The organism is Microbulbifer mixtoriginis (SeqCode), assembly GCF_052466715.1.
Genome location: NZ_CP174288.1, coordinates 4,538,338 through 4,556,087, shown reverse-complemented (window position 1 = coordinate 4,556,087; position 17,750 = coordinate 4,538,338). Strand labels below are relative to the sequence as shown.

Here is a 17,750-nt window from a genome sequence, read left to right as displayed (position 1 = left end):
TCATCCTGCCAGCAAACCTTGCATAGGATAGTTTATCCCTTGCTCCACTACAGCTTCATACATCGAACCCGACTTGCCTGCATAGAGCTTTCTAAGGTCATTTTTAGAAAGCTGTGGCCAGCTTTTCCTGCTTGTGTATTCTGGTTTGGGCTTCTTGGCTTTCTGTTCTTTGGTATTTGTAAGAGCGGTTGTAGCCAGCTGGATAATCTGTATTAACTTCAAATCTTGATCTTTTGCAAGTGCATCAGTAACCAACGGTTGGGCAATGTCTCGAGCTATGCCCATTGAAGTTATCGTTTCAATTGCCGCATTCGCAATACTGGTTTCGGCTGGGTCACCTAGATCAATACTTTTAGCCTTTTCTAGAGGCTTTGCAACCAGCTGATTAACGGCATTGATCATATTACTTTCAAGCTTTGGAAATATTAGATCATTACACTCTTCAATTTTCCGACGGTTTCCGGAACGAAGCGCATCAAGCATTGGCTTCACAATTGAAAATTCATCTTCAAAAACTTGAGTTAATAGCTCTGAAGAAAGCGCTTCTTCTTGTGGGGCATCTGCCAACAGAATGGCACGTGATTGAGCAAGACAAAATAGCTTAACAACAATATCCGGAACACCCTGACTTAATTCATACAGCTTATTAGTTAATGGTTCACTTCGCTCAACTATTCGGTGTAACCACTGATATGGCCATAGCTCTTCGAGAAAATCCTCCCAGCTCTCATCTTTTGGCAGTCGATCCCAAACTACACTACCATCGCCACTAGCGCGACGTGCTTGTCTGAATTCACTGGCAAATAAGCGCAATGCCTTAGGTGTACCAATTAAAACGACCGAAACTTCAACAACATTTACCAATGTTACTAAAAAATTGATCATTTTTTTCTCGCCACCACTTTTGGCAAGACTCATATGCTGGAACTCGTCGATGACAACCAAGCCTACTGCATGGATCAAGCAAAGATCTGCAACATCGGCCATCATTTTGCCGATCGTCGGCCTACCGGATGCGTATTTTGCACGATAGTCAATATTGAGGCGTCGACCCAAAGCAATAAAGAAGCTCAAGCAAAAGTCAGAAAGAGATCCATCGTGTGGACAGTCAACTTTCAACCACGGTACTTGCAGCATATGATACTTTGGGTGGTAGATCACACGAGGATAAGTGTTAAGTACCAAGTTAGTTGTTGTTGATTTTCCTGCACCAGAGATACCTGCAATCGTCATTGATGATGCTGGCGAATCGGCTTGATCATGGATGTAAGTTGTTAAATCTTCTTTTTGAACTAAATCTCTGATCGAGTTCAATTTACGCTTGAAAGTCGCTTTTTCTGGATTTCTATTTAAGTAACTGCATCGGATGAGTTTTGATAGTTTTTGCTCAATAAGGATATGGTTGGTTTGTGGAACGAAGAAATCTCGGGTCAGGCGGTTAATGGCATGCGTTCTGATATGACACGGTAAGTTTAATTCTTCTGGTTGATAGTGTGGTCTCTTGGAGAGAGCCTTAGCCACCTCTATTGGGCTCATAATTTGGGGCAATGCAGAAATTAGCGGGTTCTCACTGTACTCTGGTAATCCTTGGTCTTTATATTCTGCTTCAGGAAAACGCGTATTCTGGGGGTTAGTCATCCGATTTATCTTCCTTCAACAAGTCCTTTAGCCGTGGTGGAAGCTTAAAGCTCTTCTTCCCAGAGTTCCCGCCATGAATCGGTGTGACTGTCGCTATTGAGGTATCTTGAGTAAAATCGCTTTTTACTGTTTTCTTTTTTCTTTCATACTGTCTTTCACTTCGCTTATTCTTAGAAATACCCTTTGCTCTTTTAATCTTCTCAGCTTTTGAATACGCTGGCTGTTGTCTTTTCGACTCATCTTTAATTTGTTGAAGGTCATTGACTAGATTCACTGAACCTGAGCGTTTCTTCAGCTTTGAAGTTGCCGCTACATCTAAAACCATATCTTGGGCAGCCCAAAGCTCCCAAACTGTGATATCTGCATAAGCTCGGCTACGTGAAGTGAGGTTTGCAGGTATAAATTCGGCGTAAGAATCAGATGGCCTAAGATAGATCACATTGGTACTATATAAATCGTAAGCTACGGTAACTGTTTTAGGGCCTCGATAGTTTTCCTCAAACCATCCCCAATCTAAAGCCTGCTTACAGCTGTAATAACAGCCAAACAGTTTTAACCCATGCTCAGTTACCGTTGCGTTAGTGTGCGGCAATAGGTTAACTATTACTAATTGTGGATCAGGCCTTCTTAAGAGTCCTGTTCGATATTTGATCCCCCAATTCCAAAGAGTGAGCGGGTTAGCTGGTAAATTTTTGGGTATCCCAGAATCAATATCGTAGGTACTCACGACATGATCATTGTTGTAATGAAGCACAATCTTTATGATCATCTTAGAAAATTCTTTTAGGGTCAGCACCCCGTCCTGTCGATAATCATTACCGTGACGTTTTTTACCAATTGGGTTCTTTGTCACGTAGCCTTCAATAAAGGGCTTCATTTTGGTTTGAACCGTCCTAAAATACCTTTCGACGATTCCTTTCCAATCCGCTCTATAAGCTGGTGTATTTTGGATTTCGACATGAAAAGACTTACTCAATACCTCGACATGCCGTCCCAACATTTCACCTTTATCACCAATTATGTGTTCAGGTAAGCCTTGCATAGGCCAGAGCTCAGGCGTAATTTCTATATCGTGTTTGGCACAGTATGCAGTTTTGTCAGCCATTGCATTACCTAGAGCCTCCATGGCGCTGACCCAGGATGCATTTTCCAAACCAATATACATACCAACAATTGCCCGGCTAAATACATCAATCACAAAATACATAGTCGGACGTCCAATAATATCTGTTCGATCCTGTTCAGAAACCAAATAAACATCTGCAATTGTTGCATCGATTTGATATAGGTAGCCCGGCCCGGAAACTTCAGCAGTCGAAGTCCCAAGACTTGGACTGAAGTCTTTCAGATAGTTGATCTCACCTTCCCGCCTTTTAGTTACTTCAATCGATGAGTATTCTTTTTGATAAAAATACTTAAATTGGCGCTCGGTAGGCACATTAACCAAGTCTTCCGGTTTTGACGGTATTTTCACTCCATAGGCTATAAGTAACTGGTTATAAGCGTAATCAAATTCATACTTGCCTTCGTTTAGTAAGCACTTTTCGATTACTACTCTAAAAAGTGACTTCGTCTCATCCGTAATAGGGACACCAGTACCCAATGAGCGTGTTCGTGGTGCACCACTGCGTTTATTGGTAAATTTTCTTGGCTTTCCTGGGGCCCCAGAATTTTCATATCTACCATTGAGAGAATTCTTGCACATACCAAACTGCCAATAACGACGCAGCCATCGATATACTGTTTGTTTTGTAACACCAGAGCGTTTTCTTATTTGATCAAGGTAGGTCCCACGAGTCTGTCTTTTATAGATCTCTGGTACAGCCTCAACTGCACTCTGGATGGCAGCCCAAGCACGCTCCTGTACTTGCTCTGCTTTTGAGCCTTTTCTCGGAGGAGTCATGCTGAATTTCGAGTAGGGATCTTTAATCAGTTTAAGATCCGCTCTCGCAAGAAGATGCTCAAACTCCTCTTTTGACGAAACTCTTGGCAAAGCTCGATCATCATCAATATCGATCCAGAAAACAGCTTGCTGATTGCTCCATAGAATTCTTATTCGCTGTTGATCCCAAGAATACACATCATTAGGCATGAACATATTCAATATCCTTAGCAAGCCAATATTCCGAGATGGATATATCCCTTGCCTTCAGGTTTGTATGTAATTGATTATGAATATCCCATTGAAAGGCATTTTGAGCCGTTAAATGCCTGAAATACTGTAGGTGTGCCCCTGGGCTTAAGTTAAACTTGGCGTCTAATTCTTTGAGTGGTACTGCGAGCTTTTCTTCTCCGCTCGCGTCTAGAGCTTGGCTAATTCGCTCAAAAACTTGCACTCGTTCAGCATCAGAAAGATCATAGCTATGCATGTGCGGCGCTAGCCATCGAATATTTTTGAGCGAAGTAACCGGAACCTCATGTTCAGTGAATATATACCAAGGGATGCCTTCACCCTCCCAATATCGACGCTCTAATTCCAACTTCTCGATGGTACGCTCATCTTCTAGGTCCTCTGCATACTTCACGGATACTGCTTGGCAGGAATGCTGACCATTCACCTGGAAATCAACTAACAGGTCTGTGGTCATTACTTGAAGAACACCCTTGTAATAGGGGTGCTTAATACCCAGTCTTTTTGCTATGTCGATGGTTAATTCAGGGTTAAGAGGAAACTGTTCCCGAATATCACTGACACTGGCTTGCCAATCGAATAATAAAAAAGCCGCCAATTCTAAGTCAGAAAGTAAATGGACTACTCGATTATGAGTTAGCGCAGGCCGACGATGAATCCTGCCTCTGCTGGGGACATCCCGCACTGTCAAAAAGGGTTTGTAATCTTTGCCAAAGCCTTGGCCACGCTTTTCCCTTTGAAGCCGTCTTAGAATGGCAGGTTCAAGGAGTCCACTGATTTCCTTGGGGTGGGGACTTAAGAAAGAAAAGCGTTTATTCATTTAAAGCATCCAAGCTACGCCTATTTCATTCAGCATAGCTCAGATTGCAGTAAAAGTATGATGCTTTAATGTTTAGTATGATGCTTTATTGTAAGTATGATACTTTATTGTCAATCTACAATAAGCCATCCATGGCCTTGGGGAATTACTCTACCGTCACCGACTTAGCCAGGTTCCTAGGCTGATCTACATCGGTGCCTTTCAGCAACGCCACATGATAGCTGAGCAACTGTAGGGGCACGGTATAGAGGATAGGTGCCAAACTTTCTGGGGAGTCCGGCACTTCCACTACGGTAATTCCTTGCTCGCTGGTGAAGCCGGCCTTGGGGCTGGCAAAGACAAACAGCTGTCCACCGCGCGCGCGCACTTCCTGTAAGTTGGACTTAAGCTTTTCCAACAGCTCGTCATTGGGGGCTACAACAATTACAGGCATATCCGCATCTACCAGTGCCAGCGGGCCGTGCTTGAGCTCACCTGCCGGATAGGCTTCTGCGTGGATATAAGAGATTTCCTTAAGCTTTAATGCACCTTCAAGGGCGATAGGAAACTCGACACCACGGCCGAGGAACAACGCATGATTCTTCTCCGCAAAAGCCTCACTGGTATGTTGAACCAGTGCATCGAGGCCGGTGAACTCTTCCATCAGCTTCGGTAGCTGATGTAGCGCACTAACTAGTTCCGCCTCACGCTCACTGGGGAGGCCGTTGGCCTTGGCCAACGCAATACTGAATAACTGCAGGGCCACCAATTGGGTGGTGAAGGCTTTGGTAGAGGCCACACCAATTTCCGGGCCCGCTTCCGTCATCAGCGAAAGTTCAGACTCACGCACCAGAGAACTGTTGGGCACATTGCAAATCGTCATAAAACCCAGGTAGCCAAGTTTTTTGGCCTGACGCAGAGCTGCCAGGGTATCCGCAGTTTCGCCGGACTGAGAAATAGTCACGAACAAAGTACCCGGACGAACAACAGTCTTGCGGTAGCGGATCTCACTGGCCACCTCCACGGAGCAAGGCACTCCCGCCCAGTCCTCCAGCCAATAGCGCGCCACCATTCCCGCGTGGTAGCTGGTACCGCAGGCGACGATCTGTACCTGCTCTACCTGGGGCAGGATTTCCTGGGCGCGGCTACCCAGCGCCTGGGACAATACCGAATGCTCTCCAATGCGTCCGGCCAAAGTCGCCGCCACAACCTCCGGCTGTTCGAAGATTTCCTTCTGCATATAGTGGCGATAGCGCCCCTTGTCGGCAACGTCGTGGCCCCTATCCAGCTTATGCACCGGATGGCTCACTTCTTCACCTTGCTTATTGCGAATGGAAATCCCACTGCGACGCACTTCCGCCACATCCCCCTCTTCGAGGAAGATAAAACGATCGGTTACCTGGCGCAGTGCCATCGGGTCTGAGGCGATAAAGTTCTCCTCAATGCCAACGCCCAAGACCAAGGGGCTACCGTAGCGCGCACAAGCCAGGACCTCTGGCTCCTCTCTGCTGATCACGGCGAGGGCGTAGGCACCCTCCAGCATCTTGGTCGCCTTGCTAACCGCATCCACCACGCCCAGGCCCTCTGTGCTCAGGGAGTGAATCAGGTGAACCACCACTTCGGTATCGGTATCGGAGGCGAATTCATAGCCCTTGGCCTGTAGCTCCTCGCGCAGAGCCTGGTGATTCTCAATAATCCCGTTGTGCACCAGGGTGATATGTTCAGACATATGGGGATGGGCGTTTTCATCGGAAGGCACTCCATGGGTAGCCCAGCGTGTGTGGGCAATGCCTTGATGGCCCTCAGTGGGATCGACCTGCAGCTTGGCCTCCAGGTCTACAACCTTACCCAAACTCTTGCGCAACTGTAGCTGGCCTTCATTATCGCGAAGGCAGACGCCCGCAGAATCGTAACCGCGGTACTCCAGGCGGCGCAGGCCCTCGAGAAGAATACCCGTTACATTGCGCTGGGCCAGTGCCCCAACAATCCCACACATACCGATCTCCTCTCAAATCCCAAAATTTTTGTTTGTTCTTTCGTTAGTCGCCTGCAACTGACTTTGGCGATGCGCAAATCACCCGCACCCCCAAATCTTGCAATTGCTCGCGCGCACTCTCTTCCAGACCAGAGTCTGTCACCAGTACATCGACTTTTGACCAGGATAGCTCCAGGTTGGGAATACGCCTGCCAACCTTGCTGGACTCCGCCAATACCACTACTTCCCGAGCAACTTGCGCCATCACCCTGGACAGGCCTATTTGCTCGTTAAAAGTACAAGTGCCTCGCTCCAGATCTATGCCATCCGCACCAATAAACGCTCTGTCAAAGTCGTAATCGCGCAAAACCTGTTCCGCCACCTTGCCTTGAAAAGCCTCGAAGTGGGGGTCCCAGGTGCCGCCTGTCATTAACAGGGTTGGCTCGTTTTCCAGTTCCCGCAGGGCATTGGCCACATGTAGCGAGTTGGTCATAACCACCAGACCGCGCTTTGATTCCAGCTCGGGGATCATCGCCGCAGTCGTGCGGCCGTAATCAATCACGATGCGATGGTGGTCTGGAATCAAGGCCGCCGCAGTGCGGCCAATGGCGCGCTTCACTTCCGATGGCCCTTCCTCTACAACCAATTCCCGCGGTACCGGTATGGCACCACCACGGCGACGCAGCAGCAAACCGTGGTTTTCCATCGCAGTAAGATCCTTTCGAATCGTAACTTCTGAAGTTTCGAAACGCCTTGCTAAATCTTCGACACTGGCCTCCCCAGTTTCATTCAAAAGACTCATAATCCCATGGCGACGTTGTTGGGTATTGCGTTTCGACATAACTTGCTAACTTTCATTTCGAAACTTAAAGATAGCAAAATGAAAGATAAATTCCCACAGGAATTTCAAAAAGGCAGAGGCCCAACAGGGAAACAGCAGAAATGATGCCGCTACTCAGGTGGAAAGCGCGGCTAGCATCGCCTGGAGAAAGCGCGCCAGTTCACCGCCGGTCACCGCTCGATGATCAGCACTAATAGAGAGCGGCAACAGTGGCCGCATAGCCGGCCAACGGTCTATGACGACGACTCCTTGGCAAACCCTGCCCGCACCGACAATGGCCACCGTAGGGGGCAACACAACGGGTGTCGCATAGCGCCCGGCAATAGCACCAAAGTTGGACAAGAGAATCGTTGCGCCCTGCAAATCGCTCTGGGCGATTCCGGTCTCCCTGGCCTGATGCTTGAAGTCGGCCACCTGGGCCATCAGTGAGTCATCTGATCGCGTGGCTACATCTTTGAGCACAGGGACATATAGGCCTCGCGGGGAATCTACCGCCAATCCGATATTGACGGGCTGTTGAGGAGACAGCTGATCACCTTGGAAATACGCATTGAGGGTAGGCTCTGCAGCACAGGCAGACTGCACAGCGCGAATCAGTCTCAATAATGCCGGCTCGCTGCCCCACCAGCTGGAGATATCCGCATCATCACATAGAGTAATCTGCGCCACCTGGTCCCTAGCGCGGCTCATGGACAGGCCCATGGCACGCCGCGCCGGGGACATAATTTCCCCAGGCTCTTGAGCTTTTACCAAATCCCTCTCAGGCAAAGGCTTCCTTGTATTTTGCTCAGCTTGACCGGTAGCTATTTCCGCGGCACTAAATTTTGCCCCCGCGGCAGAGCGCACCTTTGCAGCTGTGATCACTCCCCCGTCCGTGGAGAGCTGTTCCAAATTCACCCCCAGGCGCCGGGCTAGGGCACGAACCGAGGGTGTTGCCAGCCGTTTAGGCCCCTCAGTAAGGCCCTGCTCAGCGCCGAGGACATCTTCACTCTGTTCGAGCTTCCCAACCACCGTTCCACTGTCGGCCCGCGACCGACTAGGTGCCGATGCCCCGCACACTTTTTCCTTTTCAGGTTCTTCCTGAAAGACAGACTCTTTGGGAGAAGAAGCTTCAGCAGGCACTGCTGATTGCGATGTCTCTTGGTTACTGCCTTCAGCGACAAAGCCCACTAAGGGCTCACCCACATTGACGGTTTGATCCGGCTCTGCAAACAGCTTTTCTATTCTGCCTCCCCAAGGAGCTGGAACTTCTACCAGAGCTTTGGCGGTCTCAACAGTTACCAGGCTTTCGTGGGCGGCAATTTCATCTCCTTCGTGCACATGCCATTCCCGCACTACTGCATCCGGCAACCCCTCACCGAGGTCGGGCAGGGTAAAAATTTTCATGCCACCCCTCCATTTGCGTATTCGAGCACTTCACGCACCGCCGTCATAATTCGCGGCACACCGGGTAGGTAGACATCTTCAAGCTGGTAATAGGGCATCACCGTATCGAACCCCGTTACTCTTTGTACCGGTGCATGCAATAGGTCAAAGGCATATTCATTGATCTGTGAAGCCACCTCCGCACCCAGACCACAAAAACGCGCGGCTTCATGTATCAAGACACAGCGGTGGGTTTTCTCCAAAGAATCAATAATGGTGTGAATATCCAGGGGTTTTAGAGTGGCGAGATCGATCACCTCCGCTTCGATGCCTTCAGTGGAGAGCTGCTCGGCAACCTGCAGAGTCTCCTTCAGCGAAGCTCCCCAGGCGATCAAGGTGATATCACCGCCCTCTCGCAAGACAAAGGCACGGTCCAGCGGCAGAGCCTCACCATTGTCGACGACTTCCTGGCGCACCGCACGATAGATCCTCTTGGGTTCGAGAAAGACAACCGGGTCTGGATCGCGGATCGCCGCCAGTAACAATCCATAGGCCCGCGCCGGAGAGGAGGGCACCACTAAGCGCAATCCGGGAATATGGGCGAACAGGGCCTCAGTACTCTCCGAATGATGCTCTGGTGCATGGATTCCGCCTCCATAGGGGGCCCGGTAGACAATCGGGCAGGAGAGACGGCCGCGAGTGCGATTGCGATAGCGCGCGGCGTGGCTGAGGATCTGATCGAGACCGGGATAGATAAACCCCATAAACTGAAATTCCGCCACCGGTCGCAGGCCCTGCACCGCCATACCAATCGCAATCCCGGCAATCATATTTTCCGCCAGCGGAGTATCCAGTACCCGTTCATGGCCAAAACGCGCCTGCAGGCCATCGGTAGCACGAAAAACGCCGCCGTTCAGTCCCACATCCTCACCGAAAACAACCACCTTGGGGTCTCTCTGCATTTCGAAAGCGAGCGCCTGGGTAATCGCTTCTACCAGGGTAATTTGCGCCATCAGCTGTCCCCCTGCAATTGTTGGTATTGCTCGATAAAGGCCTCGGGCAAGGTTCCATAGAGGTGATCGAAAATAGCCGTAGACTTATCTCGAGGAGTTTGCCGATACACCCGCACTGCCTCCTCCAGTATCTCCTTCAACTCCCGCTGTAATTCCTCTTCCTGCGCATCTCCCCAGATACCCAGGCTTTCCAAATAGATTCTCAGCCGCCTGAGCGGCTCCCTACCCCAAGCTTCTTTGACGCCCTCTTGTGGTTGGTAGCGGCTGGCATCATCCGCAGTGGTGTGATCGCACAGACGATAAGTCACCGCCTCAATCAATGAAGGCCCACCACCTTCATGGGCCAGTTGCAGCGCCTCTAACACGGCCTGATACACAGCGATCACGTCGTTGCCATCAACCTGTAAACTGGGGATACCGGCGGCGATTGCCTTCTGCGCGAGGGTCTTACAAGCAGTCTGCCCAGAACGGGGTAGGGAGATGGCCCACTGGTTGTTATTGATCACCACCACCAGCGGCAACTTCCAATCCCCCGCTAGGTTGATCGCCTCATAGAAATCTCCCTTGGAAGTGGCGCCGTCACCGCCACTGGTAACCGCCGCACGTATAGGCTCCCCCAACTGCTCGTGTTTATATTTGAGCGCAAAGGCAACGCCGGCCCCATGCAACATTTGCGTGGCAATAGGTACGCTTAGCGGTAGATCCTCGCATACGTGGCGATAGTTCTGGCCGCGCTCATCTCCTCCCCAAATAGCGTAGATTTCCTCTATACGCACACCGCGCTCCAAAAGAGCACCGGTTTCCCGGTAATTGGGGCAGTAGACGTCTTCTTTTGCCATGGCGGCACCGACACCCACACCGATCGCTTCCTGCCCAAGACTGGACGGGTAGGTACCGAGTTGACCGGTGCGCTGCATCTTCACCGCACGATCATCGACCATACGCGCCAAGGTCATCTGCCGGTATAGGGCAACCAGAGTATCCGGGGTGGCGAAATCGGGTAGCGCCTGCGTAGTTTGTCCTGACTCATCCAGGTACTGTAGAGAGGCGACATCAAAGCTGGCGAGCAGCTGCATTCTAGGCTTGTGCATCGGGCCATTCCTTTTGTTCCCGAAGCGCAAGTTTAATGGAAAGGAGGTATCCCACCGGGTGGGAGGAGTGAAATCCCGCCGGAATTCGATTTTCCAGCGGGTTTCCCCTTTTTGGAAGGGTAAAAACTAATTTCGTTTAATGGGACGTTCCCAACCGGTGATATTGCGTTGCTTGCCCCGCGCCACGGCCAGCTCTTCACTACCCACCTCCCGGGTAATGGTGGAGCCCGCTCCTATGGTGGCACCACTGCCAACTTTCACCGGAGCAACCAGAGCGGTATTGGAACCAATAAAGGCGCCGTCACCAATTTCAGTGAGGGACTTATTCACACCATCGTAATTACAGGTGATGGTGCCGGCACCGATATTCACAGACTCACCCACAACTGAATCCCCCACATAGGAGAGGTGATTAATCTTGCTACCGACTCCCACCTTGGCCTTTTTAGTCTCTACAAAGTTACCCACCTTGGCTCCGTCAGCCAGCTCGGTGCCAGGGCGCAGGCGAGCAAAAGGACCGATGGTACAAGCTTCACCCACATGGGCACCTTCAATGACAGAATTGGCCTCTACACGGGTACCATCCGCGAGACGGCAATCTTTTAGCAGGCAATTGGGGCCAATCTGTACTCCCTTGCCCAGTGAGACCTCACCTTCGAAGATACAGTTGATATCAATGGATACATCGGTATCACATTCGAGGCTGCCACGGATGTCGATCCGGGCTGGATCGAGCAAAGTGACACCGGCATTCATCAGTGCCACTGCGCGGGTATGCTGTAAGGCCCGCTCCATCTGAGCCTGCTGGGCGCGGCTGTTGACTCCGGCGACTTCCAGCGTGTCACTGGCACGCTCGCCCGTCACCGCGATCTCCTCACTCACAGAACGTGCGATGACATCGGTCAGGTAATACTCGCCCTGGGCATTCTCACAAGACAACTCAGGTAACCAACGAGCCAGCAGATCTGCCGGCGCCGCCAGGATACCTGTGTTCACCTCACTGATAGCCAGTGTATCGGCATCCGCATCTTTCTCTTCTACAATCGCCCGCACCCGACCCGACGTATCGCGCACTATGCGCCCATAACCGGCCGGATTGGCCATTTCTACCGAGAGCAGGGCTGGGCCATGATCCGCAGCCGACAGCAGGGACTGTAGAGTTCCCGCCCTGACCAATGGCACATCACCATAAAGTACCAACACGGTGGCACCCTCGCGGAACTGAGGGATAGCCTGTGCCACAGCGTGGCCGGTGCCCAGCTGCTCCGTCTGCTCAACAAACTTCACACCACTATCGGCAAAGCGCTGACGTACCTGGTCTGCGCCGTGTCCGACAACCACGGTAATTTCAACCCCCTGCAACTGTCGCGCCGTCTCAATGACATGCCCCAACATGGGAATTCCGCCAATCGGGTGCAGCACTTTGGGCAGGTCCGATCGCATACGGGAACCTTTGCCCGCAGCCAAAATCACTACGTCGATAGTCATAATGGTTTGAAATCTCACTAATTCCTTAAATTTGGCAACATTGTGGCCACTAGCCCTCACTAACTCAACCCAACCCGGCAGCTTGGCGCTTAGCGCATTGCGATTGCCGCCGGACGGCGATCCCGGTAATTTAGCCTCCTGAAGATCAATACGTTGCCCATTACAACAGTACAGTCAGAGCCAACGCAGACAATGCGGTGGAGGGAAATTGTCCATGAATACAATCGAGCAAAAAAAACCACGGCGCCATTTATTGGCTCTGGCAGCGCTTATGCTGTCCCTGCCACTGGGAGCCGTAGCAGAAGCTGAAGGCGCTGAAGAACAAGAAGGAGATAAGGCGGAAGCCCAATCCTGGGATATCAACAAGCCGCCCTACGAATTTAAACCGATCCAGTTGGACACCCGCGAGACCACCTGGAGCAACCTGGATATCAGCCCAGATGGCAAAACCATCCTGTTCGATATGCTTGGCGATATCTACACAGTGCCGTTAGCAGGCGGCGAGGCAGTAGCCCTGACCAATGAAATCGCCTGGAATATGCAGCCGCGCTTTAGCCCGGATGGCAAGACCATCGTATTTATCAGCGACCGCGATGGCGCCGACAACATTTGGTTGATGGATCGCGATGGCGACAACCTTCGTCAGCTCACCACAGAGAAGGAAAACCTGCTGCACTCGCCCAACTGGAGCCCCGATGGCCAGTATCTGGTAGCACGTAAAGGTTTTATGTCCGGCCGTAGTATTCCCGCCGGTGAAATCTGGATGTACCACTACGGTGGGGGTGAAGGTCGCCAACTGAAAGAGCGTATCGGCGGCGATATCGCCCAGAAGAATATTGCCGATCCAGCTTTCTCTCCAGATGGACGCTATGTCTATTACTCCATCGATACCACGCCCGGTACCGTATGGGAGTACAACAAGAACTCGACCAAAGAAATTTTTGCCATCAAGCGCTACGACCTACAGGACGGTGAAGAGGAAACCTTTATCTCCGGTCCCGGTGGCGCGGTGGCGCCAGTGCCCTCTCCGGATGGCAGCAAACTGGCCTTTATTCGCCGCCAGGACAACCAGACCTCCCTGTTCCTGAAAGATTTGGATACTGGGCTGGAAACCCCTGTTTACGCCGGCCTTGAACGAGACCTACAGGAAATTTTCGGCCCCCATGGTAACTACGTTCAATACGACTGGATGCCCGATGGTGAGTCATTGGTCGTTTGGACTGGCGGTAAATTCCTACGTATCTCCATCAACGGCGACAGCGTTGCGCCGATTGCGGCTCATGTGAAGGTCGAGAAACAGGTCGCGGATGCGGTGCGCTTCCCTGTGGAAGTAGCCCCGGACACCTTCGATGTGAAAATGATTCGCTGGGCGCAAAAATCCCCCAACGGCAAGCAGGTCGCTTTCCAGGCATTGGGCAAGATTTATATTCAGGATGTCGCCAGTGGTGAGCGCCGCCGGCTGACCCGCCAGGACGACCACTTTGAATTCTATCCCAGCTGGTCCCGCGATGGTCGCGAGATCACCTATGTCACCTGGGACGACCAAAAACTCGGTCATGTGCGTGTAGTATCCGCCCGCAGCGGTCGCGGCAAGAACATCACCAAACAGCCCGGCCTCTACGTAGAGCCGAGCTTCTCCCCCAGTGGTGACACCGTGGCCTACCGCCGCTTTACCGGCGGTTACCTGCTCAGCCCCGAGTACTCATTAGAACCGGGTATCTACCTGGCAGACGTCGACGGCAACTGGCAACGCAGGGTTGTGAAGTCCGGCTATGAGCCGCACTTTGGCGCCAGCGAGGACCGTATCTATTTCTCCGAGTACCAACACGCCGGCGGCGGCAAGCGCGTATTGAAGAGCACCAACCTGGAAGGCAAAGATGAGCGTGAGCACCTGCACGGCGCTGAGATTACCTCCTTCCGCCTGTCCCCGGACGGCAAGTGGGTCGCCTTTACCCAGGACTTCAAAGCCTTTGTCGCGCCCTTTATGCACACCGGCAAGTCCGAGGTGATCGGCCCCGATAGCAAAGCAGTCAAAGTCACCCAGGTATCCAAGCGCGCCGGTGAGAACCTGCATTGGTCTGCCGATAGCGACACCCTAGGCTGGGCACACGGGCCCAAGCTGTTCGAGCGCGAACTGAAAGACGCCTTCGAATTTGTCGCCGGTGCCCCGGAGGAACTACCAGAGCCGGTTTCTGAAGGCATCGACCTGAGCTTTGAGCAGTCCTTCGACAATCGCGCTGGCCTCGTTGCCCTCACCGGTGGCAAAGTCGTCACTATGCGCGATGCGGAGAACACCCGCGAAATTATCGAGGATGGCGTGGTTCTATTCCGAGGCAATCGCATTGTCGCCGTGGGACCCGCAGCGGAAGTGGAGATTCCCGCCGAGGCGAAGCGTATCGATATCACCGGCAAAACTGTATTGCCAGGGCTGATTGACGCTCATGCCCACGGCGCTCAGGGTCGCGAAGAAATTATCCCGCAGCAAAACTGGAACCTGTTCTCCAGTCTGGCATTTGGCGTGACCACGATTCACGATCCCTCCAATGACAGCAGCGAGATATTCTCCGCCGCAGAAATGCAAAAGGCTGGCCTGATTACCGGACCGCGTATTTTCTCCACTGGCACCATCCTCTATGGCGCCAAAGGTCCAGGCTACAAAGCCAAGATCAATTCCCTGGAGGACGCTCAGTTCCACGTCAATCGCCTCAAGGAAATGGGCGCCATCTCGGTGAAGAGCTACAACCAGCCCCGCCGCGACCAGCGCCAGCAAGTGCTGCAGGCAGCCCGCGAAGCCGGCATTATGGTAGTGCCCGAGGGCGGCGGTAAGTACCAGCACAATATGAACATGATTGTGGACGGGCACACCGGTATCGAGCACTCACTGCCGATCGCCAATGTCTACGGCGATGTGGAGCAGCTGTGGAGCCAAACCCAAGTGGGTTATACACCGACCTTCGTTGTGGCCTACGGCGGCCTCTGGGGTGAGGAGTACTGGTATGACCGCACCGAGGTATGGAAGAACGAGCGCCTGACCCGCTTTACCCCCGATTTTATCGTTAACCCCCGCTCTATCCGTCGCCCCACTGCGCCGGATGCCCACTACAACCACTTTAATGTGGCCCGTCAGGCCAAGCAGCTGCGTGACGAAGGTGTCACCGTACATATCGGCGCCCACGGCCAGCGCGAAGGACTTGGGGCGCACTGGGAGATGTGGATGATGGAGCAGGGCGGCTTTACCCCCTGGGAAGCCTTCCGCGCCGGTACCATCGATGGTGCCCGCTACTTGGGTATGGACGGTGATATCGGCAGCATTGAGGCTGGTAAGCTGGCTGACCTGATCGTGGTTGACGGCAACCCCTTGGATAACCTACGCCTGTCAGAGAACATTACCTACACGGTAATTAATGGCCGTGTGTTCGAGGCAGAAACCATGAACGAAGTCGGTGCTGGCGAACGCTTGGCATTCTTCCACGAACGCCTGCCTATCAGCGCTATGCCCGCTCCTACGGCAGAGGCGGTACAAGAGAAAATGGAACGCCACCACTGGGTACATTAATTCCCAGAGTCTTCGTTTTGAATCCGGTGGCTTCCGCCGGATACAACTTCTAGGGCGCGGAGAACTATCAAAGCGCCCAATTACCTATCTCTTATAACCCTACTACAGAGAGTTTTCGGCTAGGGCAAATTATTGGTGATATAGCCATATTTCAAAAGACCCACAAATACGGCCCCACCAAAGGTATTACCCAACGTGGCTAAGATTTGAAAGCGCAGTACTTCCATAAAACCTACCGAGCCATCACCACCTATCCAGGCACTAAATATTGCTACGGCCCCTGCTACGCAATGCGGCAGACTGCCCAGACCGATTACAAAGGTCACTATTGCAATAACCATTATTCGACTAATTGTGTCAGTACTGGATGAAACCAGCCAACCGAGTAAACCCATTAGCCACCCAGCCAAAATTGCACCAAGAAATAACGCACTATTATTCGCACTAATCAGCTTTTGACCATAGTAATCAAAACCTGCTGAGACAATGTTTTGACTGACTGAGGCATAACCCACTAGTATCAACGCAAATAAAAAAGTGCCAATCATATTGCCGAGATAAATGAATCCCCAGATACGCCCCAGATCACGCAAACGCTGCCTTCTATCAGCAACTGGTAAAATTGCCAATGTCGTATGTTCGGTAAAAAGATCTGTGCGCCCTATAATGACCAAAATAAAGCCAACCGGGTAACTCATCGACAACACAAGGTGTAACGCCGATTTATCCAGCTCCTCATGAAAACTGCTAAACAGCACCATCATCAAGAAAAAACTAAAACCAATTTCCAATCCCGCAGCAATAGATGACCACAACAGAGAGCGACTCTCACGTTCATATTCATGCAGGCTGGCATCCATCTGTTCACACAAAACCACCCGCTCACTCTTGGGTCTATCGCTATTGATACTCATAGAAAATCAGAATGGGAGATGAAAAAAATTACATCATGGGAAGATGCGACACAGCATTCAGGATAGCTGCTTTGGACTTGAACAAGGGCCTAACTAGCCTCGCCATTAAATTAAAAAATTCATAAAAAATATGGGGTAATTATTCACTCTACATAATTACCGATGAAGTTCAAATACACCCAATATTTGTCTCCAGACTTTAACGCTCATCCATTAAAAAGCCTCGCATAGCGAGGCTTTACATAGTAATCTCAAAAAGTGATAACTAAACTTCATTAACCTCTTCTATTAGAGCTTTATCCAATGCATGCGCTCGCTGGAAAGCTTCACGTTTAGATAAGCGCTCAACATACTCCTGAAACTCTATTCTCTTCTCTATAGTGCCAAACTGCAGCCCCCATTCTAACTGGGCGCCTATATAAACATCCGCTGCAGTAAAACGCTCACCGAGAATATAGGGGCCGGACTTAATCACCTTAGAAAGTGTGTCTAATGCCAACTGATAGGAACCGTAACCGAGCATCAGCTGCTTGTCTGCACCTGCCTCTTCCCCAAAGATATATTTATTCACAATGGCAGATTCCATAGGGCCAGCCGCAAAAAACATCCAGCGATAAAAGCTCGCTCTCTCATCGTCATTCATTGGCGCCAATTCTGACTCAGGGAACACTTCCGCCAAGTAAACACATATAGCTGAAGCTTCTGTAATAATTCTCTCACCATGAACCAGAGTAGGTACCTTACCCATTGGATTGATAGCAAGGTATTCGGTGGTCTTCATAGGTTCACCGTACTCAAGTACCTCTGTACGATAAGATAAGCCCAATTCTTCTAGCATCCAGCGCACTATGCATCCGCGGGACTGGGGGTTAGTATATAAAATCAAATGATCTGACATGATTCTCTCCCTGAAAACGTAGAGAATAGTTTATTTTAATA

12 protein-coding genes are annotated in these 17,750 nt (G+C 51.2%); 1 reads left to right on the top strand and 11 read right to left on the bottom strand.

Annotation, left to right across the window (positions count from 1 at the left end; all coding sequences use genetic code 11):
- The 9 genes from ACJJH9_RS20175 to glmU all read right to left on the bottom strand — a co-directional run bounded on the left by ACJJH9_RS20175 (position 1) and on the right by glmU (position 12,341).
- On the bottom strand, positions 1-1,638 hold the full coding sequence (locus ACJJH9_RS20175; RefSeq protein ID WP_444923818.1) for an ATP-binding protein: 1,638 nt from the start codon (positions 1,636-1,638) through the stop codon (positions 1-3).
- A complete protein-coding gene (locus ACJJH9_RS20170; RefSeq protein ID WP_444923817.1) occupies positions 1,631-3,736 on the bottom strand; it encodes a helix-turn-helix domain-containing protein in 2,106 nt (701 codons plus the stop codon). The genes ACJJH9_RS20175 and ACJJH9_RS20170 overlap by 8 nt, the downstream gene beginning before the upstream one ends.
- Positions 3,723-4,589 (bottom strand): TnsA endonuclease N-terminal domain-containing protein, encoded by an 867-nt coding sequence (locus tag ACJJH9_RS20165; protein ID WP_444923816.1) that lies wholly within the window; start codon positions 4,587-4,589, stop codon positions 3,723-3,725. The genes ACJJH9_RS20170 and ACJJH9_RS20165 overlap by 14 nt, the downstream gene beginning before the upstream one ends.
- Before the next feature lie 145 nt (positions 4,590-4,734).
- Positions 4,735-6,564, bottom strand: a complete 1,830-nt coding sequence (glmS, locus tag ACJJH9_RS20160) for a glutamine--fructose-6-phosphate transaminase (isomerizing) (RefSeq protein ID WP_444923815.1) — start codon at positions 6,562-6,564, stop codon at positions 4,735-4,737.
- 43 nt (positions 6,565-6,607) lie between these two features.
- Entirely contained in the window at positions 6,608-7,384 is a 777-nt protein-coding gene (locus tag ACJJH9_RS20155) for a DeoR/GlpR family DNA-binding transcription regulator (RefSeq protein WP_444883238.1), read from the bottom strand.
- A 114-nt stretch (positions 7,385-7,498) separates the two neighbouring features.
- Complete coding sequence (locus ACJJH9_RS20150; RefSeq protein ID WP_444923814.1) at positions 7,499-8,770, bottom strand: dihydrolipoamide acetyltransferase family protein; 1,272 nt, start codon at positions 8,768-8,770, stop codon at positions 7,499-7,501.
- Entirely contained in the window at positions 8,767-9,762 is a 996-nt protein-coding gene (locus ACJJH9_RS20145) for an alpha-ketoacid dehydrogenase subunit beta (protein WP_444923813.1), read from the bottom strand. Before ACJJH9_RS20145 ends, ACJJH9_RS20150 begins: the two co-directional genes overlap by 4 nt.
- Positions 9,762-10,853: a pyruvate dehydrogenase (acetyl-transferring) E1 component subunit alpha gene (gene pdhA / locus ACJJH9_RS20140; RefSeq protein WP_444923812.1), complete on the bottom strand. Its 1,092-nt coding sequence runs from the start codon at positions 10,851-10,853 to the stop codon at positions 9,762-9,764. Before pdhA ends, ACJJH9_RS20145 begins: the two co-directional genes overlap by 1 nt.
- Positions 10,854-10,979: 126 nt before the next feature.
- Entirely contained in the window at positions 10,980-12,341 is a 1,362-nt protein-coding gene (gene glmU, locus ACJJH9_RS20135) for a bifunctional UDP-N-acetylglucosamine diphosphorylase/glucosamine-1-phosphate N-acetyltransferase GlmU (protein ID WP_444885939.1), read from the bottom strand.
- A gap of 214 nt (positions 12,342-12,555) precedes the next feature.
- On the opposite strand from glmU, the gene ACJJH9_RS20130 reads away from it, so the two are divergent.
- Positions 12,556-15,897 (top strand): amidohydrolase family protein, encoded by a 3,342-nt coding sequence (locus tag ACJJH9_RS20130; protein ID WP_444923811.1) that lies wholly within the window; start codon positions 12,556-12,558, stop codon positions 15,895-15,897.
- A gap of 119 nt (positions 15,898-16,016) precedes the next feature.
- On the opposite strand, the gene ACJJH9_RS20125 is transcribed toward ACJJH9_RS20130, so the two are convergent.
- Positions 16,017-16,757: a formate/nitrite transporter family protein gene (locus ACJJH9_RS20125; protein ID WP_444923810.1), complete on the bottom strand. Its 741-nt coding sequence runs from the start codon at positions 16,755-16,757 to the stop codon at positions 16,017-16,019.
- Between the two features lie 319 nt (positions 16,758-17,076).
- Positions 17,077-17,709, bottom strand: a complete 633-nt coding sequence (locus ACJJH9_RS20120) for a glutathione S-transferase family protein (protein ID WP_444903495.1) — start codon at positions 17,707-17,709, stop codon at positions 17,077-17,079.
- Positions 17,710-17,750 lie beyond the last annotated feature (41 nt).